This window comes from Mesorhizobium sp. M1E.F.Ca.ET.045.02.1.1, from assembly GCF_003952485.1.
Lineage (GTDB): Bacteria > Pseudomonadota > Alphaproteobacteria > Rhizobiales > Rhizobiaceae > Mesorhizobium.
The window spans coordinates 4,881,575-4,901,938 of the sequence record NZ_CP034447.1 but is presented as its reverse complement, the minus strand read 5'-3'; the positions used below and the strand labels follow the sequence as shown (position 1 = coordinate 4,901,938).

18 protein-coding genes and 1 riboswitch are annotated in these 20,364 nt (G+C 64.4%); of the genes, 13 read left to right on the top strand and 5 right to left on the bottom strand.

The window, feature by feature from the left end; translation table 11 throughout:
• Positions 1-37: 37 nt before the first annotated feature.
• The gene (locus EJ070_RS23530; RefSeq protein ID WP_126093485.1) at positions 38-541 is read right to left on the bottom strand and encodes a hypothetical protein; all 504 of its coding nucleotides are present in this window, start codon (positions 539-541) and stop codon (positions 38-40) included.
• Between the two features lie 179 nt (positions 542-720).
• Between EJ070_RS23530 and EJ070_RS23525 the strand changes: the two genes are divergently transcribed.
• Positions 721-1,608: a DMT family transporter gene (locus EJ070_RS23525; RefSeq protein WP_126093484.1), complete on the top strand. Its 888-nt coding sequence runs from the start codon at positions 721-723 to the stop codon at positions 1,606-1,608.
• A gap of 102 nt (positions 1,609-1,710) precedes the next feature.
• Here the strand turns inward: EJ070_RS23525 and dnaE are convergent, their stop codons facing one another.
• Together dnaE and EJ070_RS23515 are read right to left on the bottom strand one after the other, a co-directional pair.
• Positions 1,711-5,235, bottom strand: a complete 3,525-nt coding sequence (gene dnaE, locus EJ070_RS23520) for a DNA polymerase III subunit alpha (protein ID WP_126093483.1) — start codon at positions 5,233-5,235, stop codon at positions 1,711-1,713.
• 98 nt (positions 5,236-5,333) lie between these two features.
• The gene (locus tag EJ070_RS23515) at positions 5,334-7,346 is read right to left on the bottom strand and encodes an acetyl/propionyl/methylcrotonyl-CoA carboxylase subunit alpha (protein ID WP_126093482.1); all 2,013 of its coding nucleotides are present in this window, start codon (positions 7,344-7,346) and stop codon (positions 5,334-5,336) included.
• Positions 7,347-7,606: 260 nt separating this feature from the next.
• On the opposite strand from EJ070_RS23515, the gene EJ070_RS23510 reads away from it, so the two are divergent.
• The 8 genes from EJ070_RS23510 to EJ070_RS37185 all read left to right on the top strand — a co-directional run bounded on the left by EJ070_RS23510 (position 7,607) and on the right by EJ070_RS37185 (position 13,027).
• The gene (locus EJ070_RS23510; RefSeq protein ID WP_126093481.1) at positions 7,607-8,734 is read left to right on the top strand and encodes an S-(hydroxymethyl)glutathione dehydrogenase/class III alcohol dehydrogenase; all 1,128 of its coding nucleotides are present in this window, start codon (positions 7,607-7,609) and stop codon (positions 8,732-8,734) included.
• Positions 8,735-9,019: 285 nt separating this feature from the next.
• Positions 9,020-9,589, top strand: a complete 570-nt coding sequence (gene gfa, locus EJ070_RS23505; protein ID WP_126092883.1) for an S-(hydroxymethyl)glutathione synthase — start codon at positions 9,020-9,022, stop codon at positions 9,587-9,589.
• A gap of 65 nt (positions 9,590-9,654) precedes the next feature.
• Positions 9,655-10,122 carry a YaiI/YqxD family protein gene (locus EJ070_RS23500; RefSeq protein ID WP_126093480.1) on the top strand — a complete coding sequence of 156 codons (468 nt, stop codon included), beginning with the start codon at positions 9,655-9,657 and terminating at the stop codon, positions 10,120-10,122.
• A 25-nt stretch (positions 10,123-10,147) separates the two neighbouring features.
• On the top strand, positions 10,148-10,828 hold the full coding sequence (locus EJ070_RS23495) for a DUF1345 domain-containing protein (protein ID WP_126093479.1): 681 nt from the start codon (positions 10,148-10,150) through the stop codon (positions 10,826-10,828).
• Positions 10,829-10,930: 102 nt separating this feature from the next.
• On the top strand, positions 10,931-11,809 hold the full coding sequence (locus EJ070_RS23490; protein ID WP_126093478.1) for a cytochrome b/b6 domain-containing protein: 879 nt from the start codon (positions 10,931-10,933) through the stop codon (positions 11,807-11,809).
• Between the two features lies 1 nt (position 11,810).
• Positions 11,811-12,602, top strand: coding sequence for a molybdopterin-binding protein (locus EJ070_RS23485; RefSeq protein WP_126093477.1), 792 nt, complete (start codon positions 11,811-11,813; stop codon positions 12,600-12,602).
• On the top strand, positions 12,602-12,775 hold the full coding sequence (locus EJ070_RS37190; protein WP_245464653.1) for a hypothetical protein: 174 nt from the start codon (positions 12,602-12,604) through the stop codon (positions 12,773-12,775). The genes EJ070_RS23485 and EJ070_RS37190 overlap by 1 nt, the downstream gene beginning before the upstream one ends.
• A 6-nt stretch (positions 12,776-12,781) precedes the next feature.
• Entirely contained in the window at positions 12,782-13,027 is a 246-nt protein-coding gene (locus EJ070_RS37185) for a GNAT family N-acetyltransferase (protein ID WP_348628929.1), read from the top strand.
• Positions 13,028-13,078: 51 nt separating this feature from the next.
• Here EJ070_RS37185 and EJ070_RS23475 read toward each other — a convergent pair whose 3' ends face one another.
• Entirely contained in the window at positions 13,079-13,639 is a 561-nt protein-coding gene (locus tag EJ070_RS23475) for a DUF3011 domain-containing protein (RefSeq protein WP_126093476.1), read from the bottom strand.
• A gap of 89 nt (positions 13,640-13,728) precedes the next feature.
• Here EJ070_RS23475 and EJ070_RS23470 point away from each other — a divergent pair, with 89 nt between their 5' ends.
• A complete protein-coding gene (locus EJ070_RS23470) occupies positions 13,729-14,559 on the top strand; it encodes a transporter substrate-binding domain-containing protein (protein ID WP_126093475.1) in 831 nt (276 codons plus the stop codon).
• A 2-nt stretch (positions 14,560-14,561) separates the two neighbouring features.
• Here the strand turns inward: EJ070_RS23470 and EJ070_RS23465 are convergent, their stop codons facing one another.
• Positions 14,562-15,566 (bottom strand): hypothetical protein, encoded by a 1,005-nt coding sequence (locus tag EJ070_RS23465; protein ID WP_126093474.1) that lies wholly within the window; start codon positions 15,564-15,566, stop codon positions 14,562-14,564.
• 255 nt (positions 15,567-15,821) lie between these two features.
• A riboswitch (glycine riboswitch) is annotated at positions 15,822-15,908 on the top strand.
• 149 nt (positions 15,909-16,057) lie between these two features.
• On the opposite strand from EJ070_RS23465, the gene gcvT reads away from it, so the two are divergent.
• From gcvT to gcvP, 3 genes are read left to right on the top strand one after another with little or no spacing between them, the layout of a single operon-like run.
• Positions 16,058-17,158, top strand: a complete 1,101-nt coding sequence (gene gcvT, locus EJ070_RS23460; RefSeq protein WP_126093473.1) for a glycine cleavage system aminomethyltransferase GcvT — start codon at positions 16,058-16,060, stop codon at positions 17,156-17,158.
• Positions 17,159-17,165: 7 nt separating this feature from the next.
• Positions 17,166-17,534: a glycine cleavage system protein GcvH gene (gene gcvH, locus EJ070_RS23455; protein WP_126093472.1), complete on the top strand. Its 369-nt coding sequence runs from the start codon at positions 17,166-17,168 to the stop codon at positions 17,532-17,534.
• 16 nt (positions 17,535-17,550) lie between these two features.
• Positions 17,551-20,361: an aminomethyl-transferring glycine dehydrogenase gene (gene gcvP, locus EJ070_RS23450; protein ID WP_126093471.1), complete on the top strand. Its 2,811-nt coding sequence runs from the start codon at positions 17,551-17,553 to the stop codon at positions 20,359-20,361.
• Positions 20,362-20,364 lie beyond the last annotated feature (3 nt).

Sequence of the window (20,364 nt, the reverse complement as noted above, 5' to 3'; positions counted from 1 at the left end):
ACGCGTCAGGCCGGCCCTGAATAACGACATACCTCGATCAGGTCCGCCGCAAATCGATCCGGCTCGTCACCATGGTCTTGCCGGTCTTCGGATCGGTGTCGGTCACCGTCAGCCGCATGCCGTCTCTGCCGGTCTTTTCGACGGTCAATTGCGCCTTGCGGTCGCCGTTGACCTCTTTTGCCCAACGGATGCCGAGGTTGAGCGCGTTGCCCTCGCGGCTGCCGTTCAACTGCGCAGGTCCCGTGCGCGAGCCGACATAGACGCCGGTATAGCCCGCGCCGCTCGCTTTCAGGTCGGCGCTGATCTCCCGCGTCATCAGGATGAGGCCCCGGCATTGGCCATCCAGCGACAGGGAGGTCGAGCTTGCGCCGGATTTGAAGGTGCAGGAGATGTTCACCGTCGGCGCACTGGCGCTCACCTTGAGGGTGCCGTTGCCGGCGAAGCTGCCCTGGAACGAGCGCAGGAAATCGGCATCGTCGGCACGGGCGTCCACGGCTGCCGTCAGGCAGCCGGCGAGCACAAGCAGCATCAGCGATTTCATTGGAGGTCTCCCCTCGGCATCGGACATGCCAAAGCTTACGGACACAACGACTCGAACGCGTGCGGCCGCTGCAGGTTCCGCCTTCAACGTGACCGTTTTTTTACGCCTCATCGCGCTGGCCCAGTCGAATGCATCGGCTAGCGGTTGCGGCAAGGGTCCTGGCTTGCGAAATAGCGCCCATGGCACCCGCTCCCTCGATCCCCAAGGCCGCGTTCTGGATGGCGCTGTCGATCGCCTCGTTCCTGGCGATGTCGGTCGCCGGCCGCACCGCGACGGCCGCGCTCAATGTCTTCCAGGTGCTGGAGCTGCGCTCGGTGATCGGCTTTTTCATCCTGCTGCCGCTGGTGATGACAAGCGGCGGCTTCAAGGCGATGCGCACCGAGCGCCCGCTCGCCCACGTCGCGCGCAACGTCGTCCACTATGCCGGCCAGGCCGCCTGGCTCTATGCGCTGACCTTGATTCCGCTGGCCGTGCTGATCTCGATCGAGTTCACGACACCGATCTGGACCGCGATCCTGGCGGTGAGCTTTCTCGGCGAAAGGCTGTCGCGGCCAAGGCTGACGGCGATCGTGCTGGGATTGATCGGGGTGGTGATCATCGTGCGTCCTGGCGTCGGCTCGATCGATCCCGGTCATCTCGTCGTGCTGGGGGCCGCCATGTGCTTCGGCGTCTCGGTGGTCATGGTCAAGTCGCTGACGCGAACCGAAAGCGTCGTGCGCATCATCTTCTGGATGCTGATCATCCAGTCCGTGGTCGGCCTCGTCCCGGCGCTCTATGTCTGGCGCAACCCGTCGGTCGAACTCTGGCCGTCGATATTCCTGGTCGCCTTCACCGGCATGTCTTCGCATTTCTGCATGGCCCGCGCGCTCAGCCACGCCGACGCGACCGTCATTTCGCCGATGGACTTCCTGCGCGTGCCGCTGTCGGCGCTGATCGGCTGGCTGCTCTACAGCGAGCAGATCGATGTCTTCACCGCGGGCGGCGCCTTGCTGATCCTGGCCGGCAATCTGCTCAACCTGCAGCGGAAAGCCCCGCCGACGGCGGAGGCGGAAGCCGCGGTTTCCTGAACTAGAGCGGGTCGGCCATTCACGGAAACGCTGACCCGCTCTAAGTATTTGTTTTACGCAATTCCGGACGGAAAACCGCTACGCACTTTTCCTGGAATTGCGCTAAACCAATTCCACTTCGACCACACCCGGCACCGCGCGCATGGCCGACGCGACCTGCGGCGAGATGCGGTAGCGATTGGGGAGCTCGATCTCCACCTCGCCCTGACCCGCGTCCTTGATAAGGACGAAGCTAACCTGCCCCTCGCCCTTCACGGAAAGCTGGTTGGCCAGGATGTTGATCGGCTGGGCGTCGCGCACGAAGATGCGCAGCGCCTTCTGGATGCGGCTTGCCTCGTCCTCCAGCGACTGCACTGTCTGGATGCGGAGATTGATGCCTTCCGGCCGATCTTCCGCCGAGACGGTGATCACCACCGAGCGGCCGGGTTCCAGCATGTCGCGATACTGCGCCAGGCCTTCGGAGAACAGCACCGCCTCATACTGACCCGTCGTGTCGGAAAACTGCACGACGCCCATCTTGTTGCCGGTGCGGGTCTTGCGCTCCTGCTTGGTGGTGACGGTGCCGGCGAGCCGGCCGGCCGCGGCGCCGCGCTTCACCGCGGCCGAGAATTCTCCCCAGTTCTGCACCCGCATCTTCTGCAGCGCGGCCTTGTACTCGTCGAGCGGATGCGCCGAGAGATAAAAGCCGACGACCTGGAACTCGCGGTGCAGCCGGTCGGCGGCAAGCCAGGGATCGGTCGCAGGCAGGTTGAGCGCCTGCGACTGGGCGCCAAGCGAGGCGCCGAAAATGTCGGCCTGGCCGGAGATTGCGTTCTGCTGCGCCAGCGAGGCGAGCCCCATCATCCGCTCGACACCGGCCATCATCTGGGCGCGGTCATGCCCGAAGCAGTCCAAGGCTCCCGCCATGATCAGGCTTTCGAAGACGCGCTTGCCGACGACCTTCGGATCGACCCGCTCGCAGAAATCGGCAAGACTCTTGAACGGCCTCTCGCCACGCATCTCGACGATATGCTCGACCGCGGCGTCGCCGACGCCTTTGAGCGCCGCCAGCGAATAGAAGATCTTGTTCTCGCCGACCTCGAATGGTCGGAAGCTGGTCATCACCGAGGGCGCCACCACCTCGATGCCGAGGCGCATCGCATCCTGCCGGAAATCGGCCAGCTTGTCGGTATTGCCCATGTCGAGCGTCATCGACGCGGCCAGGAACTCGACCGGGTAATGCGCCTTGAGATAGGCGGTCTGGTAGGACACCACCGCGTAGGCGGCGGCGTGCGACTTGTTGAAGCCGTAGTCGGCGAACTTCGCCAGGAGGTCGAAGATGAAGTCGGCCTGCGGCTTGGCCACGCCGCGCTCGACCGCGCCCGAGACGAAGCGCTCGCGCTGCTTGTCCATCTCGGCGCGGATCTTCTTGCCCATGGCGCGGCGCAGAAGGTCGGCTTCGCCGAGCGAATAGCCGGAAAGCTCCTGCGCGATCTGCATCACCTGTTCCTGGTAGACGATGACGCCTTGCGTCTCCTTCACCAGATGGTCGATCTTGGGGTGGATCGAGGCCATCTCTTCTTCGCCGTGCTTTCTGGCGTTGTAGGTCGGGATGTTCTCCATCGGACCAGGGCGGTAGAGCGCGACCAACGCGATGATGTCCTCGATGCAGTCCGGCCGCATGCCGATCAGCGCCTTGCGCATGCCCGCACTTTCAACCTGGAACACGCCGACCACCTCGCCGCGCGACAGCATCGAATAGGTGTCCTTGTCGTCGAGCGGAATGCGGGCAAGATCGATGTCGACGCCGCGCCGGCGGATGAGCTTCACCGCCGTCTCCAGCACGGTGAGCGTCTTCAGGCCGAGGAAGTCGAACTTCACCAGCCCGGCCTGCTCGACATATTTCATGTTGAACTGGGTGACCGGCATGTCAGAGCGCGGATCGCGGTACATCGGCACCAGTTCCGACAGCGGCCGGTCGCCGATGACGATGCCCGCGGCGTGCGTCGAGGCGTGACGGTAGAGGCCTTCGAGCTTCTGCGCCGTGTCGAGCAGCGTCTGGACGATCGGCTCCTTCTCCGCCTCCTCGGCGAAACGCGGCTCGTTGGCGATGGCATCCGCCAGCTTGACCGGATTGGCCGGGTTCTGCGGCACCATCTTGGAAAGCTTGTCGACCTGGCCGTAAGGCATCTGCAGCACGCGGCCGACGTCGCGCAGCACCGCGCGCGCCTGCAGCGTGCCGAAGGTGATGATCTGGCCGACCTGGTCGCGGCCGTATTTCTGCTGGACGTAGCGGATGACCTCCTCGCGCCGGTCCTGGCAGAAGTCGATGTCGAAGTCGGGCATCGAGACGCGATCGGGATTGAGGAAGCGTTCGAACAGCAGCGAGAAGCGCAGCGGGTCGATATCGGTGATGGTGGTCGAATAGGCGACCAGCGAGCCGGCGCCCGAACCGCGGCCCGGCCCGACCGGGATGCCTTGCGATTTGGCCCATTTGATGAAGTCGGCGACGATCAGGAAGTAGCCGGGGAACTTCATCTTCTCGATGATGCCGAGCTCGAATTCGAGCCGCTCGCGATATTGCTCTACCGTGTAGCCTGGCGTCGGCCCGTGCTTGGCAAGCCGCGCCACCAGCCCCTCACGCGCCTGGCGGGCAAGCTCGGCGGCCTCGGCCTTCTCGGCCGCGTCCTTGTCGGCGGCGTCGGCGCCGGTGAAGCGGGGCAGGATCGGGCTGCGGTTCTTCGGATAGTAGGCGCAGCGCATGGCGATCTCGACCGTATTGTCGATCGCTTCCGGCAGGTCCGAGAACAGCCGCGCCATCTCGGCCTGGCTGCGCAGGAAATTGTCCGGCGAGAGCCGCCGGCGGTTATCGGCGGCGACCACCGAACCCTCGGCTATGGCGATCAGCGCATCATGCGCCTCGTAGTCGTCGCGCTTGAAGAAGAAGGCCTCGTTGGTGGCGACCAGCGGCAATTCATGGGTGTAGGCGAGGTCGACCGTCGACTTCTCGACCATCCGGTCATAGCCCTGGACGCGCTCCAATTCGATATAAAGCCTGTCGCCGAACAGCGCTTTCAACGTCAGCAGCCGCTGCTCGGCGACGTCGCGGCGGTCGGCCTTGAGCGCGCTGCCGATCGGGCCGCGCGGGCCGCCCGTCAGGCAGATCAGGCCATCGCAATGGCCTTCCAGCATCGTGCTGGTCATATGCACCGGTTCGCCGGGCGGCGTCTCCAGATAGACCCGGCTGATCAGCCGAACCAGGTTGGCATAACCTACCTCGCTGGCGGCGATCAGGACGAGCGGCGACACGCCGGGTCCGTGCCGGCGGCGGTCGCGCTGGGCCTCGACCGCCTCGCCGGCAAAGGCGAGATCGATCTGGCAGCCGATGATCGGCTGGATGCCGTCCTTGACCGCCTTCTGGGCAAATTCGAGCGCGCCGAACAGATTGTTGGTGTCGGTCACCGCGATCGCCGGCGCCTGGTCCTTGGCCGCGTGGCCGACGATGGCGCCCAGCTGCAGGGCGCCCTCCAGCAGCGAATAGGCCGAGTGCACGCGCAGATGGATGAAGGTCCGCGCCGGCGCTTCCGGCTGCGCGGCCTTCACGGCTGCTTCGCGCTGCAGCGGGTCGCGTGGAAGTTCATCTGCCATGGGCTTCGTGTCGCTCGAAAGGACTCATCATCGGTGCAGATGTATTGTCCGGGAGCGCGCGATGCGAGTCCAGCGATCGCCTGTGCACAGCAAAGCCGTCAGGCGAATTCCATGATCACCGCGTCGACCGCCAGGCTGTCGCCGGGCTTGGCGTTGAGCTTCGCCACGGTGAGGTCGCGCTCGGCGCGCAGCACGTTTTCCATCTTCATCGCCTCGACCACGGCCAGCGTCTCGCCGGCCTTGACCTCCTGTCCTTCCGCGACGGCGATCGAAACGACGAGGCCGGGCATCGGGCAAAGCAGCATTTTCGAGGTATCCGGCGGCAACTTCTCCGGCATCAGCCTTTCGAGCTCAGCCGTGCGCGGCAACATGGCTTGAACCGTCACCGACATGCCTTTCCAGGCGATGTGAAACCCGTTCGGCACCGGCCGTATCTGCGCCGCAATTCCTTTGCCATTGACCGTGCCATGCCAGATCGCGTCGCCCGGCCGCCAGCCGGAGGCGACTGTCATGGGCTTGCCGCCATCGATCGACAGATCGACCTCCATCGGGATGGAGACCATGCCGTCCACGATGCTGACGGGAAGATAGTCCGTGCCGATCTTCGTCACCCAATCGCGCTTGAGATGGCCGGAATGCGGCGCCAGCCGCCCGCCGAGGCGGTCGAGCCGGTCCCGGCGCAGCAGTTCGATCGCGATGGCGATCGCGGCAAACACCGCTTTTTCCTCGCCATCCGGTTCGACCGGCGCGAAGCCATCCGGATATTCCTCGGCGATGAAACCGGTCGACAGCCGCCCCTCGCGCCAGCGCGGGTGCTGCATCAGCGCCGCCAGGAACGGGATGTTGTGCTCGATGCCGTCGACGACGAAGCTGTCCAGCGCCTCGGACATCGCGTCGATGGCTGCCAACCTCGTCGGCGCCCAGGTGCAGAGCTTTGCCACCATCGGGTCGTAGAACATCGAGATCTCCGAGCCTTCGGCGACGCCCGTGTCGTTGCGGATCACGATATCGCCGAACGTGCCCTCTTCCGGCGGCCGGTAGCGCGTCAGCCGGCCGATCGACGGCAGGAAGTTGCGGAACGGATTCTCGGCATAGAGGCGGCTTTCCACCGCCCAACCGTTGAGCTTCACGTCGCTTTGCCTGATGCCGAGCTTTTCGCCGGCGGCAATGCGGATCATCTGCTCGACCAGGTCGATCCCGGTGACGAGCTCGGTCACCGGATGCTCGACCTGCAATCTCGTATTCATTTCAAGGAAATAGAAGTTCTTGTCCTTGTCGACGATGAACTCGACCGTGCCGGCGCTCTGGTAGTCGACGGCCTTCGCCAGCGCCACCGCCTGCTCTCCCATCGCCTTGCGCGTCTTGGCGTCGAGGAACGGCGACGGCGCCTCCTCGACCACCTTCTGGTTGCGGCGTTGGACCGAGCACTCGCGCTCGCCCAGATAGAGCGCGTTGCCATGCGCGTCCGCCAGCACCTGGATCTCGATATGACGCGGATCGACGACGAATTTCTCGATGAAGACGCGGTCGTCGCCGAAGGAGCTTTTCGCTTCCGAGCGCGCGCGCTCGAAGCCGTCGCGGACTTCCGCCTCGCTCCAGGCGATGCGCATGCCCTTGCCGCCGCCGCCGGCCGAGGCCTTGATCATGACCGGATAGCCGATCTCGCCGGCGATCCTTTCGGCATGGTCGGCATTTTCGATGACGCCCAGCCAGCCGGGAACGGTCGAGACCTTGGCCTGGCTGGCGAATTTCTTCGATTCGATCTTGTCGCCCATCGCGCGGATCGCCTTGGGCTTCGGCCCGATGAAGACGATGCCTTCCTTTTCCAGCGCTTCGCAGAAGGAAGCGCGCTCCGACAGGAAGCCGTAGCCGGGATGCACCGCCTCGGCGCCGGTCTCCTTGCAGGCGGCGATGATCTTCTCAGGCAGGAGATAGCTCTGCGCGGCGGCCGGCGGGCCGATATGCACCGCTTCGTCGGCCATTTCGACATGCATGGCGTCACGATCGGCATCCGAATAGACCGCGACCGTGGCAATCCCCATCTTGCGCGCCGTCTTGATGACGCGACAGGCGATCTCGCCACGATTGGCGATCAGGATCTTCTTGAACATTCGGATGTCGTCCCTCCGGCGAAGCCTTCCAGTTCTATGGACAATTCCGGCGCGTCTCAAGTGTCTGCATCCCCTGCTCTCGGCGCCTGCCGCCGATTACGGAAAGCGCGCCGTAAAACGTCGCCGGAGGCGTTGGCCGCCACCCCCGAACCCGGTAAGGTGTGGTGGGCGCATGATGAATGGCAGGCGGTGCTCGCCGGGTAGGCCCGGCAGCCTGCCGCAAGCCGAAACTTTGAAGATAGCCTTGGGAGGAATGCCTCATGAAAACGCGTGCCGCAGTCGCTGTTGGTGCCGGAAAGCCGCTTGAGATCATGGAGGTGGACCTCGAAGGGCCGCGCGAGGGCGAGGTCCTGGTCGAGGTGAAGGCGACCGGCATCTGCCACACCGACGAGTTCACGCTCTCGGGCGCCGATCCGGAAGGCATCTTTCCGGCCATCCTCGGCCATGAGGGCGCCGGCATCGTCATCGATGTCGGCAAGGGCGTGACCTCGGTCAGGAAGGGCGACCATGTCATCCCGCTCTACACGCCCGAATGCCGGCAGTGCCCGTCCTGCCTGTCGAGGAAGACCAATCTGTGCACCGCCATCCGCGCCACGCAGGGGCAAGGGTTGATGCCGGACGGCACCTCGCGCTTCTCGGTCAATGGCGAGAAACTGTTCCATTACATGGGCTGCTCGACCTTCTCCAACTTCACCGTGCTGCCGGAGATCGCGGTCGCCAAGGTCAACCCCGACGCCCCCTTCGACAAGATCTGCTACATCGGCTGCGGGGTGACCACCGGCATCGGCGCGGTGATCAACACGGCCAAGGTCGAACAGGGTGCCACCGCGGTGGTCTTCGGCCTCGGCGGCATCGGCTTGAACGTCATCCAGGGTCTTCGCCTTGCCGGCGCCGACATGATCATCGGCGTCGATGTCAACAACGACAAGAAGGCCTGGGGCGAGAAGTTCGGCATGACGCATTTCGTCAATCCGAAGGAGATCGACGGCGACATCGTGCCTTATCTGGTCAACATGACCAAGCGCGGCGCCGACCAGATCGGCGGCGCCGACTACACCTTCGACTGCACCGGCAACACCAAGGTGATGCGCCAGGCGCTGGAGGCCTCGCATCGCGGCTGGGGCAAATCGGTCATCATCGGCGTCGCCGGCGCCGGCCAGGAGATTTCGACCAGGCCGTTCCAGCTCGTCACCGGCCGCACCTGGATGGGCACGGCCTTCGGCGGCGCGCGCGGCCGCACCGACGTGCCGAGGATCGTCGACTGGTACATGGAGGGCAAGATCCAGATCGACCCGATGATCACCCATACGCTGAAGCTGGAGGACATCAACAAGGGCTTCGACCTCATGCATGAGGGCAAGTCGATCAGGAGTGTGGTGGTTTACTAGGTGAAGGAGGTTCGGATTCGCTTCATCGACCACGAGAAGTCGACGATCCATCGGATACGGAACTTCGGCGAGGACTTGTGGCGCAGTTTTCGGGACAACAAGCAGGTCGAGATCGATCTGAATGAAATCGATCGCGCCAAAGATGAAATCTCCTATCTCGTGCATGGCAGATTTTTGAGGAGGAGCTTGAGCGAGGTGCATCGTCTGCTGAAGGTGCACTTCATGGAAAAAGAGGGTGGTCATCGACACAGGGTCGGCATGACCGAAACATGGGAGGAAGGACGAATGGCCGAGAAACTGCATCCGAAGATCGACAATGGGCTGCCCAAGGAGAGCGCATCCTTTACCGGCGGCACGCTGGTCTGCGCCTGCACCAGCAACCCGGTGAAGGTGAAGGTCAAGGGCCAGATCGCGCACAACCACGCCTGCGGCTGCACCAAGTGCTGGAAGCCGGAAGGCGCCCTCTTCTCGGTGGTTGCCGTTGCCGCCAGCGGCGATGTCACCGTGACCGAGAACGGCGACAAGCTGAAGGTCGTCGACTCCTCGGCCCTCATCCTGCGCCATGCCTGCACCGGCTGCGGCGTCCACATGTACGGCCCGGTCGAGCGCGACCATGCCTTCAAGGGCCTGTCCTTCATCCATCCCGAGCGCTTCGAGGAGGACGGCTGGTCGCCGCCCGGTTTCGCCGCCTTCGTCTCCTCGATCATCGAATCCGGCGTCGACCCGAGCCGCATGGCCGGCATCCGCGCCCAGCTCAAGTCGATCGGGCTCGAACCCTATGACTGCCTCAGTCCCGGCCTGATGGACTATATCGCCACCTGGACCGCGAAGAAGTCGGGAGCCCTGGCGGCCTGACAAGTCCTGCGATTTCTGCCATGGGGCTGGCTGACACGCCGGCCCCATGTTCGTTTGGAGTGACGATGCCCGCACCCACCATCTACGTCGATGCCGACGCCTGCCCGGTGAAAGCCGAGGTCGAGAAGGTCGCGGAGCGCCACGGCGTCATCGTCACCTATGTCTCGAACGGTGGCCTGCGTCCGTCGCGCGATCCGATGATCCGCAACATCGTCGTGTCAAAGGGCGCGGACGCCGCGGACGACTGGATCGTCGAGAACGCAAAGCTCAACGACGTCGTGGTGACGGCCGACATCCCGCTTGCCGCGCGCACGGTCGCGCTCGGTGCGCATGTGCTGGGACCCACCGGCCGGCCGTTTACGCCGGAGACCATCGGCATGGCGGTGGCGATGCGCGATCTCAAGCAGCACCTGCGTGAGACCGGCGAAAGCCGCGGCTTCAACGCCGCCTTCACCCCGCAGGATCGTTCGCGCTTTCTCGGCGAACTCGACCGCATCTTGCGGCGCGCGTTAAAATCCGTCACACCGGACTAGAAAAACCGTCGCCATCAGGCCGGCTATGACCACCGATACGCCCATCAGCGACCCGTTGCACCGGCACATGCAATTCGCGGTATCGGCCTGTGTCGGCGCCGCCGCGTTGGCAATCGCGCTGCTCCTCCGAGCGCCGTTCCCCTATTCGATCTCGATCGGCGCCAATGCGTTCTTCGCCGCCTTTATCATTCTCGTTCTGCGTCAGATGCCGCGGCTGACGGGCCGTTATCTGAGCAAGAACGCGCGAGAGATCGATCTGCCGCTTCTGGGCATCTTTGCCATCACGCTCGCCGTCGTCGGCATCGCCATCGTCCTGCTGTTCCAGCTGATCAATCACAAGGGCAGCAGTCCCATCGTGCTGAGTTTCGCGTTGCTGTCGATGCCGCTTGGCTGGTTCGCCATCCACACCATGGCAGCGCTTCACTACGCGCATGTCTATTGGATGGATGGGGATGCGCTTGATGCCGAAACCAAGAAGAAGATGCCGGTCGGCGGCCTCGAATTCCCCGGCGGCAAGCGGCCGGAAGGCTGGGATTTTCTTTACTTCGCGACTGTCATCGGCATGACCGCGCAGACTGCCGACACAGGGATCACGACATCGCATATGCGACGCGTCGTGCTTGTCCATTCAGTCCTGGCGTTCTTCTTTAATACCGTCATCGTTGCTGCCGCCGTCAACCTCGCCGTCAGCCTGGGCAGCCCGTAATAAATCCGTGATCGGATGAAACACCGCTTGGGTTGGCGACGTATTGGGGAGAGAACGCTACACTGAGGCCGCCACGGGATTGCGGCCAGAAGGGCAAGAACAATGGAAACCATTGCCAGGAGCCAACCCGCCACAGAGGCGGATGCCGCGCCGAAGGATGCGACGCTGATTTACCGGCAGTCGCGCTGGACGCGGCTGACGCACTGGCTGTGGGCCTTTTCCCTGTTCTTCATGCTGCTTTCCGGCCTGCAGATCTTCAACGCGCGACCGCAGCTCTATATCGGCAAGGAATCCGGTTTCGGATACAACAACACGATCCTCCAGATCGGCGCCGAGAACACCGACAACGGCCCGCGCGGCTTCACCCAGATTTTTGGCCATCGCTTCGACACCACCGGCGTGCTCGGCTGGTCCGGGCCGCCCGGCCAGGAGACGCCGCGCGCCTTCCCGGCCTGGGCGACAATCCCGTCCTACTACGACCTCGGCACCGCGCGCGTGGTGCATTTCTTCTTCGCCTGGGTGCTTTCCGCCACTTTGCTCGTCTGGCTGATTGCGGGCCTCGTCAACGGCCATGTCCATCGCGACCTCGCGCCGCGCCTGGATGATTTGCGCAGGCTGCCGAAAGACATCGTCGACCACGCGAAGCTGAAATTCCACCACACGCGCGAATACAACACGCTGCAAAAAATGGCCTATGGCGGCGTGCTTTTCGTGCTCTTGCCGCTGATGATCATCACCGGCCTTGCGATGTCGCCGAGCATGAATTCGGTGCTCCCTTGGCTCAATGAAATCCTGGGCGGCCGGCAGACGGCGCGCACCATCCACTTCACGGTCATGGTGCTGCTCGTCCTCTTCTTCATCATCCACATGCTGATGATTCTGGCGGCCGGCCCGATCAACGAGCTGCGCTCGATCATTACCGGCTGGTACCGCACGGACCCGCCCGAGAAACACGACGAGCCGGCCGAAAGGAGCATCTGACATGCCCAAGTTCCAGATAAGCCGAAGAAAATTCCTCACCTCCGCCAGCCTCGGCCTGTCCGGCATTATGCTGTCCGGCTGTGATGCCTTCGACAGCGGGCTCGGCATCGGCGGCGGCCTGCGCAGCTTCCTCGAAAACGCCAATGGCCTGACCTGGCGCGCGCAGCGCCTGCTTGCCGGCCGCGACGCGCTGGCGCCGGAATTCACCGAGGCAGACATCCGCCAGCCGCAGCGCCCGAACGGCGTCACCGCGCCCGACGACGACACCTATAAGGGCCTGCTTGCCAACAATTTCGCCGACTGGCGCCTGGAGGTTACCGGCCTTGTCGAAAAGCCGCTGTCACTCACCCGCGAGCAGCTCCAGAACATGCCGAGTCGTACCCAGATCACGCGCCACGATTGCGTCGAAGGTTGGAGCTGCATCGCCAAATGGACCGGCACGCCGCTGTCGCTGGTGCTCGACCAGGCTGTGGTCAAGCCGCAGGCGCGTTACGTCATGTTCCACTGCCTCGACACCATCGAGCAAAGCCTGTCTGGCGACATCAAATACTACGGCACCATCGACCTGATCGACGCCCGCCATCCGCAGACGATCCTGGCCTACGGCCTCAACGGCAAGCCGCTTCCGGTCGAGAACGGCGCGCCGCTGCGCGTGCGCGTCGAGCGCCAGCTCGGCTACAAGATGCCGAAATATCTCTACAAGATCGAGGTGGTCGACAGCTTCGCCAATATCGGCGGCGGCCGCGGCGGCTATTGGGAGGACAATGGCTACGACTGGTATGGCGGCATTTGATGGCCCACCGCCTGCAGGCCGAGCACGATCTTCCGTCAGCCGAGATCAACGCGATCGAGCAGCGTCTCAACAGCGACAACCGGCTTCTGACAGGCCGCGATGACCGTGGTCTCGTCTTTACGCTGCGGGACAAAACCGGACACGCTGTCGGCGTCGCCGCCGGCTATTCCTAGGCGGGGATCGCCGAACTCAAACTGATGTGGGTCGAGGAAACCTGCCGAGGTGTCGGCCATGGCAGGAAGCTGCTCGATGCTTTTGTCTCCGAGGCGGCCGCCCGAGGCGCGCGGCGCGTGTGGGTCTCGACACACGACTTCCAGGCGCCGGGCCTTTACGAAAAGGCCGGCTTCGAGCGCATGGCCGAATCCGCCGGATGGCCCGAAGGCCTTTCCAACATCATCCTTTGCAAGACGATGGTCCCCCGATAGGCAGCAACCGGGCGCGTCTGGCATTCAGTTATGCAGATCTTGGCGACACGATCATTCGTCCTGTGTGTCGTCCGGATTATCCACCATACAGCCGACTCCGTGGCATCCCTGATAGTTGCCGTGGGTATCGAAATTGGGATTGCCTTCCCTGTCGAATTGCGGCGTCGGGTCGATCCATCGGTCGTCGCGGCGCGGCTGCGGCCTCGGATAGTAATTGTCTGAATGGTGGCCGTGCTGGTTGTTGTTATCGAGGATCGCGCCGACGATGCCCCCGACAATGATGGCCGCCGCCGCATCGCCGGGAGACGGCCTGCGGCCGGAGCCGGCGACCAGGAATTCCGCCGAGCAGCCCTTGTCCACCCAGACGCCGCCGCCGTCATAGCCCCAGCTTGTGCCGTACTGGCAACGAGACTTCGACAGCCGGTTGGTCAGTTGAACGCCGCCGCGCGTGTCGACCCCGCAATAGGAATAGCGATAGTCCGCGCTGGAGCAGACCACGCGTCTGGGGCCTGCCGCCTGCGCTCCCTCGGGCAGAAGCGACAGCTTTGCCGGATTGCCCAGGAAGCAAGCCAGGAACATCATCGAGCCGGTAACTGCCATCCGCGCCGACATTGGCAAATCTCCATCAGGTTCCGCTATCGACAGAATGGCACCGCTGTGTAAATCTGACAACCGGAGGGGCCAGCAGCGAGGTTATATTCATGCGAGCTAAGATAGTCGCCGCGATTATACTTGCCTTTTCTGCCTGGTTTGCTCTTTTGCCGGCACGCGCCGATGACAGCCTCAAACATGTCATCGATCAGAAGACGCTGACGGTCGGGGTGGCAATCAATCCGCCCTGGATCCTCAAAAAGGCCGACGGGAAATTCGCGGGCTACGATGTCGATCTGACCAATGCGCTCGCCTCGGATCTCGGCGTTGAATTGAAGCTGGTCGAAGTACCCTGGAACGACCTGAAGACGCGGCTGCTCAAGGGCGACTTCGACCTGATCGCGGCCGGTTATGCCAACACGCCGGAGCGCGCCCGCGACGTCGTGTTCTCCAACCCCACGGGCACCGCCGACATTCGCATGGTTGCCTCAGTAGCCAGCGTCGGCAGGCGGCCAGGCAAGGCGCTGACGGCGCCCGGCTACAAGATCGCCGTGCTCTCCAATTCGACCGACGAGGCGGCGGCCAAGGAGGCTTTCCCGAAGGCGGAGATCTTATCCTTCGCCAACACCACCGACGTCTTTGCGGCTCTCATCGGCGGTGACGCGCAGGCCATGGTGGCCACGTCGCCGACGCCGCAGATGGCGGCCAGGCTCTATGACGCGAAATTCAAGCTGGTGGGTGGCCCGCTGCTGCGCACGCCGGAAGCCTTCGCCTTGCGCCCTGATGACATTCGCCTCGTCCAGTACGTCGACAACTGGATCGGCGCGCGCACCGCCGACGGCACCATCGCCGGCATCCGCCGCTACTGGTTCGGCGGCTTCAAATGGATGTCGCGCTTCGACACCAACGCCAAGCCGGACCAGGCCAAGCCGAAGCAGTAGCCTCAAGCCACCTTGTCGAGCAGCGGCTTCAGCGCCGGATGGATTTCCGGCGAGGCGTGCTTGATCAGCGTCAGCAGCGCGCGCTCATTGTCGCGCAGCGGACGCCGTCCATCGCCGACGCGCTCGGCAAGCCACCTGGCCTCGCCGGCGTCGATCGTCTCGGCGCGGCGGGCAAGCGCCTCGGCCGCCCTGTTCTTGGCTTCCCACTCGGCCTCGATGTCGCCGGGCGAATGGTAGGCTTCCATGATACCGGCGAGCCCGCCCGACACCATGCGGCTGAAGAAGCCGCCGATCTCCGGTTCGGCATGCTCCAGGAAGGTTTCGTGGCGCAGCGCCACCTCGCGCGTCGGCGGCTCGTAACCGGCCGAGCACATGACGTAATTGGCGATCGCCTTGACGAAGAGGTCGTTCCACGACGGATCGTTGCTGGCGGCCGCGGTCCGGTCGTTGATCCGGAACAGGATCTCGGCTTCGGCCTTGGTGACGGCGATGTTGCCGTGGCCGCCATAGGCATAGAGGATGCGGCGCAGAAGATCGACCTCGGCCTCGGCGATCAGCCCGGGTACAAGGTTGCCGCCAAGCATCAGCGGGCCTTTGCCGGCGATCACCGCATTGGCGACCTGCTCCAGCGCATAGGCCGAAAGTTGGCTGGGTGAGGATTTCGCCTCCTCCAGCACATGCACCAGAAGCTCGAGTTCGGTGCGGCTGTCCACCATGCCGTCGCGCGAGATGGTGCGGACCAGCCAACCGGCGTTCTCCTCGGAGATATAGCCCTCCGGTTTCTCCTGATAGACGATGTAGTCGGTCACCGCCTCGACGAAGAACAGCGCCCATTCCGGGCACTTGTCCCGTGCCGTCTGGTCGAGCGCGAAAAGCGCCTCGGCCTCGCCGCGGCTCACGACGCCGTCGGCGAACACTTCGCGCCGCAGCATCGTCACGTCCTCGGCCGTGATGCAGTTCTTGGAGGTCAGCCCTGCCACCGGAGCGCTCATGATCGATTCGCCCATCTGCCGTCCCTGCCCGTCGCCTGTTGCCGGCGAACCCAATGCATTGTCCGATTGAGCCTTATCAGCATTGTCTTGAGAAACCGGCAAATGACGTGGTTAGCGAAGACTTGTCAGCCAATGCATGCGGAAGCGCAGCAGCCGTCATTTGCAGGCCGGCATCACCTGAATATCAACACACCTAGATGTCGCTGGGAGGTGACAAGGTGTCGCCGACGGGCTATGGATGGCGCGTCGGGGACTCAGGCGACTGAGTCCCACCTGTTTGCGGGAGAGAGCAGCGAGAGCTGTCGCCGAAGGGGAAATCGCCCGAAATCTCTCAGGCAAAAGAACCGTTGACGGGAAAGACAACTCTGGAAAGTCGGGATTTTTCCCGCGCCGAAGGTGTAAGCGCTGCCGACAGAGTTACGGGGCGCGAGTCTCTCAGGCTTCAGACAGAGGGGCACGGACTGGACCGCGATTGGCGGTCGATTGCGTGCGACTCTGGAGATGACATGACGGGCGAAGACACCAAACACCTACCCCTCGAGGATTTGCACGGCGCGGCCGGCGCGCGTTTTGGCGCATTTGCCGGCTGGTCGATGCCACTCACCTATCCACCCGGCGTGATGAAGGAGCACCTCCACACGCGCGAGCATGCCGGCCTATTCGACATCTCGCACATGAAGCTGTTCGAGGTCGGCGGTCCGGGAGCCGCGGCGCTTCTCAATCGCGCCTGCCCGCTCGATGCCGGCGTGCTGGAGATTTCCCAATCCAAATACACTTTCTTGCTTAATGAGGCCGCCGGCATCAACGACGACCTGATCGTCACAAGGCTCGGCGACAATCGCTTCATGGTGGTCGCCAATGCGGGCAACGCGGCGGAGGACGAAAAGCACCTGCGTGCGCTGGCCGCTGATTTCGACGCCAGGCTCGAGCCGCTCGACCGCGTCTTCCTGGCGATCCAGGGCCCGGATGCCTGGGCAGCCCTTTCGCGCGCCGGCATAGAGACCGGCTCGCTGCTGTTCATGCACGGCGTCGAGCCTCGGCCAAACTGGTTCATGAGCCGCTCAGGCTATACCGGCGAGGACGGTTTCGAGATCGGACTGCCGGAGGCGGACGCCCGAGATCTTGTCGCCAAGCTGCTGCAGGACGAGCGCGTGCAATGGATCGGCCTTGCCGCCCGCGACAGCCTGCGGCTGGAGGCGGGGCTGTGCCTGCACGGCCAGGACCTGACACCCGAGATCGATCCGGCAAGCGCCGGGCTGATGTGGGCCATCCCCAAGGAAGTCCGCGCCTCCGGTGGTTTCATCGGCGCCGACGCGTTGCGCTCGATCCTCGAGCGCGGGCCGTCGCAAAAACGCGTCGGCCTGAAGCCGGATGGCCGCCAGCCGGTGCGCGCCGGCGCGGCGCTGGTCGACGCCGACGGCAAGCCGGCCGGCCACGTCGCCTCGGGCGGCTTCGGCCCTTCGACAGGCCACCCGGTCGCCATGGGATACGTCAACACCGCGCTGGCCAAGTCCGGTACCAGACTGTTCGCCGATGTCCGCGGGACGAAAATCCCGGTCGACGTCACGTCCCTGCCCTTCACGCCACACCGCTACCGCAAAGGATGATTTCCCGATGGCAAACACCTATTTTACTGAAGACCATGAATGGTTGCGCGTCGAAGGCGGGGTCGCCACCGTCGGCATCACCGACTACGCGCAGGAGCAGCTCGGCGATCTCGTCTTCGTCGAACTGCCGGAAATCGGCCGCAAGCTCGCCAAGGGCGACACCGCCGTCGTCGTCGAATCCGTCAAGGCGGCTTCCGATGTCTACGCGCCGGTGGACGGCGAGATCATCGAAGCCAACACGTCGCTGTCGTCCGACCCTTCGCTGGTCAATTCGGCGGCGACCGGCGACGGCTGGCTCTGGAAGATGAAGCTTTCCAACGAAAGCCAGCTCGCCAGCCTCATGGATGAGGCCGCCTACAAAGCCCATATCGGCTGATACCGGGATTTTAGAAATGACCGCAGCACCTATTCCCTTCTTGGCCCGCCATATCGGTCCCGGCCTCAACGATGTCAGAGCCATGCTCGCCGTCATCGGCGTTCCGTCCGTCGAGACACTGATCAGCCAGGCCGTGCCGAAGTCGATCCGTCTGGACCGGCCGCTCGCCCTGCCTGCTCCGGCCAGCGAAGCCGAAGCGCTGGCGGAATTATCGGCGATCATGGGGAAGAATACGGTGCTGAAGTGCTTCATCGGCGCCGGCTACCATGATGTTTTTGTACCGCCGGTCATCCAGCGGAACATGTTCGAGAACCCGGCCTGGTACACGGCCTACACGCCCTACCAAGCCGAGATCAGCCAGGGCCGTCTGGAAATGCTGTTCAATTTCCAGACCCTGGTCACCGAATTGACCGGCCTGCCGGTGGCCTCGGCCTCGTTGCTCGATGAAGCCACCGCCGTTGCCGAAGCGGTCGGCATCGCGCTGCGCCATCACCGCGACAAGCGCACCAAGGTAGCACTCGCCGGCACGCCGCATCCACAGACGCTCGATGTCGTGCGCACTCGCGCCGAGCCGCTGGGCACCGAGGTCGACGGCGAGACGATCGACGACAACACCGCCGCACTCCTCGTCTCGTGGCCGGACACCTTTGGCGTCTATGGCGACCACAAGGCAGCGATCGAGAAGGCCCGCGCCGCCGGCGCGCTGGTCGTCTTCATCGCCGACCCGCTTGCGCTGACGCTGACGGAGGCGCCGGCGAAGCTCGGCGCCGACATCGCCGTCGGTTCGATGCAGCGCTTCGGCGTGCCGATGGGCTTTGGCGGCCCGCACGCCGCCTATTGCGCTGTCACCGACAAATTGACCCGTCTGATGCCCGGCCGCCTTGTCGGCCAGTCAACCGATACCATGGGTCGCCCGGGCTATCGCCTCGCGCTGCAGACGCGCGAGCAGCACATCCGCCGCGACAAGGCTACGTCCAACATCTGCACCGCGCAGGCGCTGCTCGCCAACATGGCGACGGCCTATGCGATCTGGCACGGTCCCACCGGCCTGCAGGCGATTGCCGGGCGCGTCCACACCCTCGCCGACCGCCTTGCCACCGGGCTCAAGGCCGCCGGCATTTCGGTGCTCGGCACACGCCGCTTCGACACGGTGACGGCCGAGGTGAAGGGCAAGGCAGGCTCGATCGCCGCCGCCGCCGAGAAGACCGGCCGGCTTCTGCGCGTCATCGATGCCGACAAGATCAGCATCGCCTTCGACGAGACCTCCACCGACACCGATCTGGAGGCGATCGCGGCCCTGTTCGGCGCCAGGCCCGGCGCGGTGGAAGGTGGTTCCATGCCGGGCAAGCCGCGCGGCAAGGAGTTCCTCACGCAGCCGGTTTTCCATGAGAACCGCTCCGAGACCGAGATGATGCGCTTCCTGCGCCGGCTGGCCGACAAGGACCTCGCGCTCGATCGCGCCATGATCCCGCTCGGCTCCTGCACCATGAAGCTCAACGCCGCCGCCGAAATGATGCCGGTGAGCTGGCCGAGCGTCGCCAACCTGCATCCCTTCGCGCCGTCCGGCCATTCGGTCGGCTACCGCGCCATGATCGGCGACCTGGAAGCCTGGCTATCGGAGATCACCGGCTTCGATGCTGTGACCTTGCAGCCCAATGCCGGCAGCCAAGGCGAATATGCCGGCCTGCTCGCCATCCGCGCCTATCACCGTTCGCGCGGCGAGGGTCATCGCACGGTCTGCCTGATCCCGTCCTCAGCGCATGGCACCAATCCGGCGAGCGCGGCCATGGCCGGCATGAGCGTGGTGGTGGTGCGCTGCACCGAGGACGGCAACATCGACGTCGAGGACCTCAAGGCCAAGGCGGCCGAGCATTCGAAGGACCTCGCGGCGCTGATGTTCACCTACCCGTCGACGCACGGCGTCTATGAGGAAGGCGCGCGCGACCTCTGCGCCATCGTGCATGAGCACGGCGGCCAGGTCTATTTCGACGGCGCCAACCTCAACGCGCTGGTCGGCCTAGCCCGTCCAGGCGACATCGGCGCCGACGTCTGCCACATGAACCTGCACAAGACCTTCTGCATCCCGCATGGCGGCGGCGGGCCGGGTGTCGGTCCGATCGGCGTCAAGGCGCATCTGAAGCCTTATCTGCCGGGCCACGTTACCGAGGGCACGACCCATGCCGTGGCGGCGGCGCCCTTCGGCAGCGCCTCGATCCTGCCGATCACCTGGATGTACATCCGCATGATGGGCGCTTCGGGCCTGAAGCAGGCGACGGAGACGGCGATCGTCTCCGCCAACTACATCGCGACCCGGCTCGCGCTGCACTTCCCGCTCCTCTACAAGGGCAGGCACGACCGCATCGCCCATGAGTGCATCCTCGACACCCGCGTGCTCAAGGAGAGCGCCGGCATCAGCGTCGACGATATCGCCAAGCGCCTGATCGACTACGGCTTCCACGCGCCGACCATGTCGTTTCCGGTTGCGGGCACGCTGATGGTCGAGCCGACCGAGTCCGAGCCCAAGCGCGAGCTCGACCGCTTCTGCGAGGCGATGGTTGCGATCGCCGGCGAGGCGGCGAAGGTGGCGAAGGGCGAGTGGCCGCTGGCCGACAATCCGCTGGTCAATGCCCCGCACACCGCCGCCGAGGCACTCGCGGGCGAGTGGAAGCATCCCTATTCGCGGCTCGAGGCAGCCTATCCGGCGGGCGACGCCGATCTGGCGGCAAAATACTGGCCGCCGGTTTCGCGCATCGACAATGTCGCCGGCGACCGCAACCTGGTCTGCTCCTGCCCGCCGTTAACGGAATATCTCGGCGCCGCTGAGTAGCGG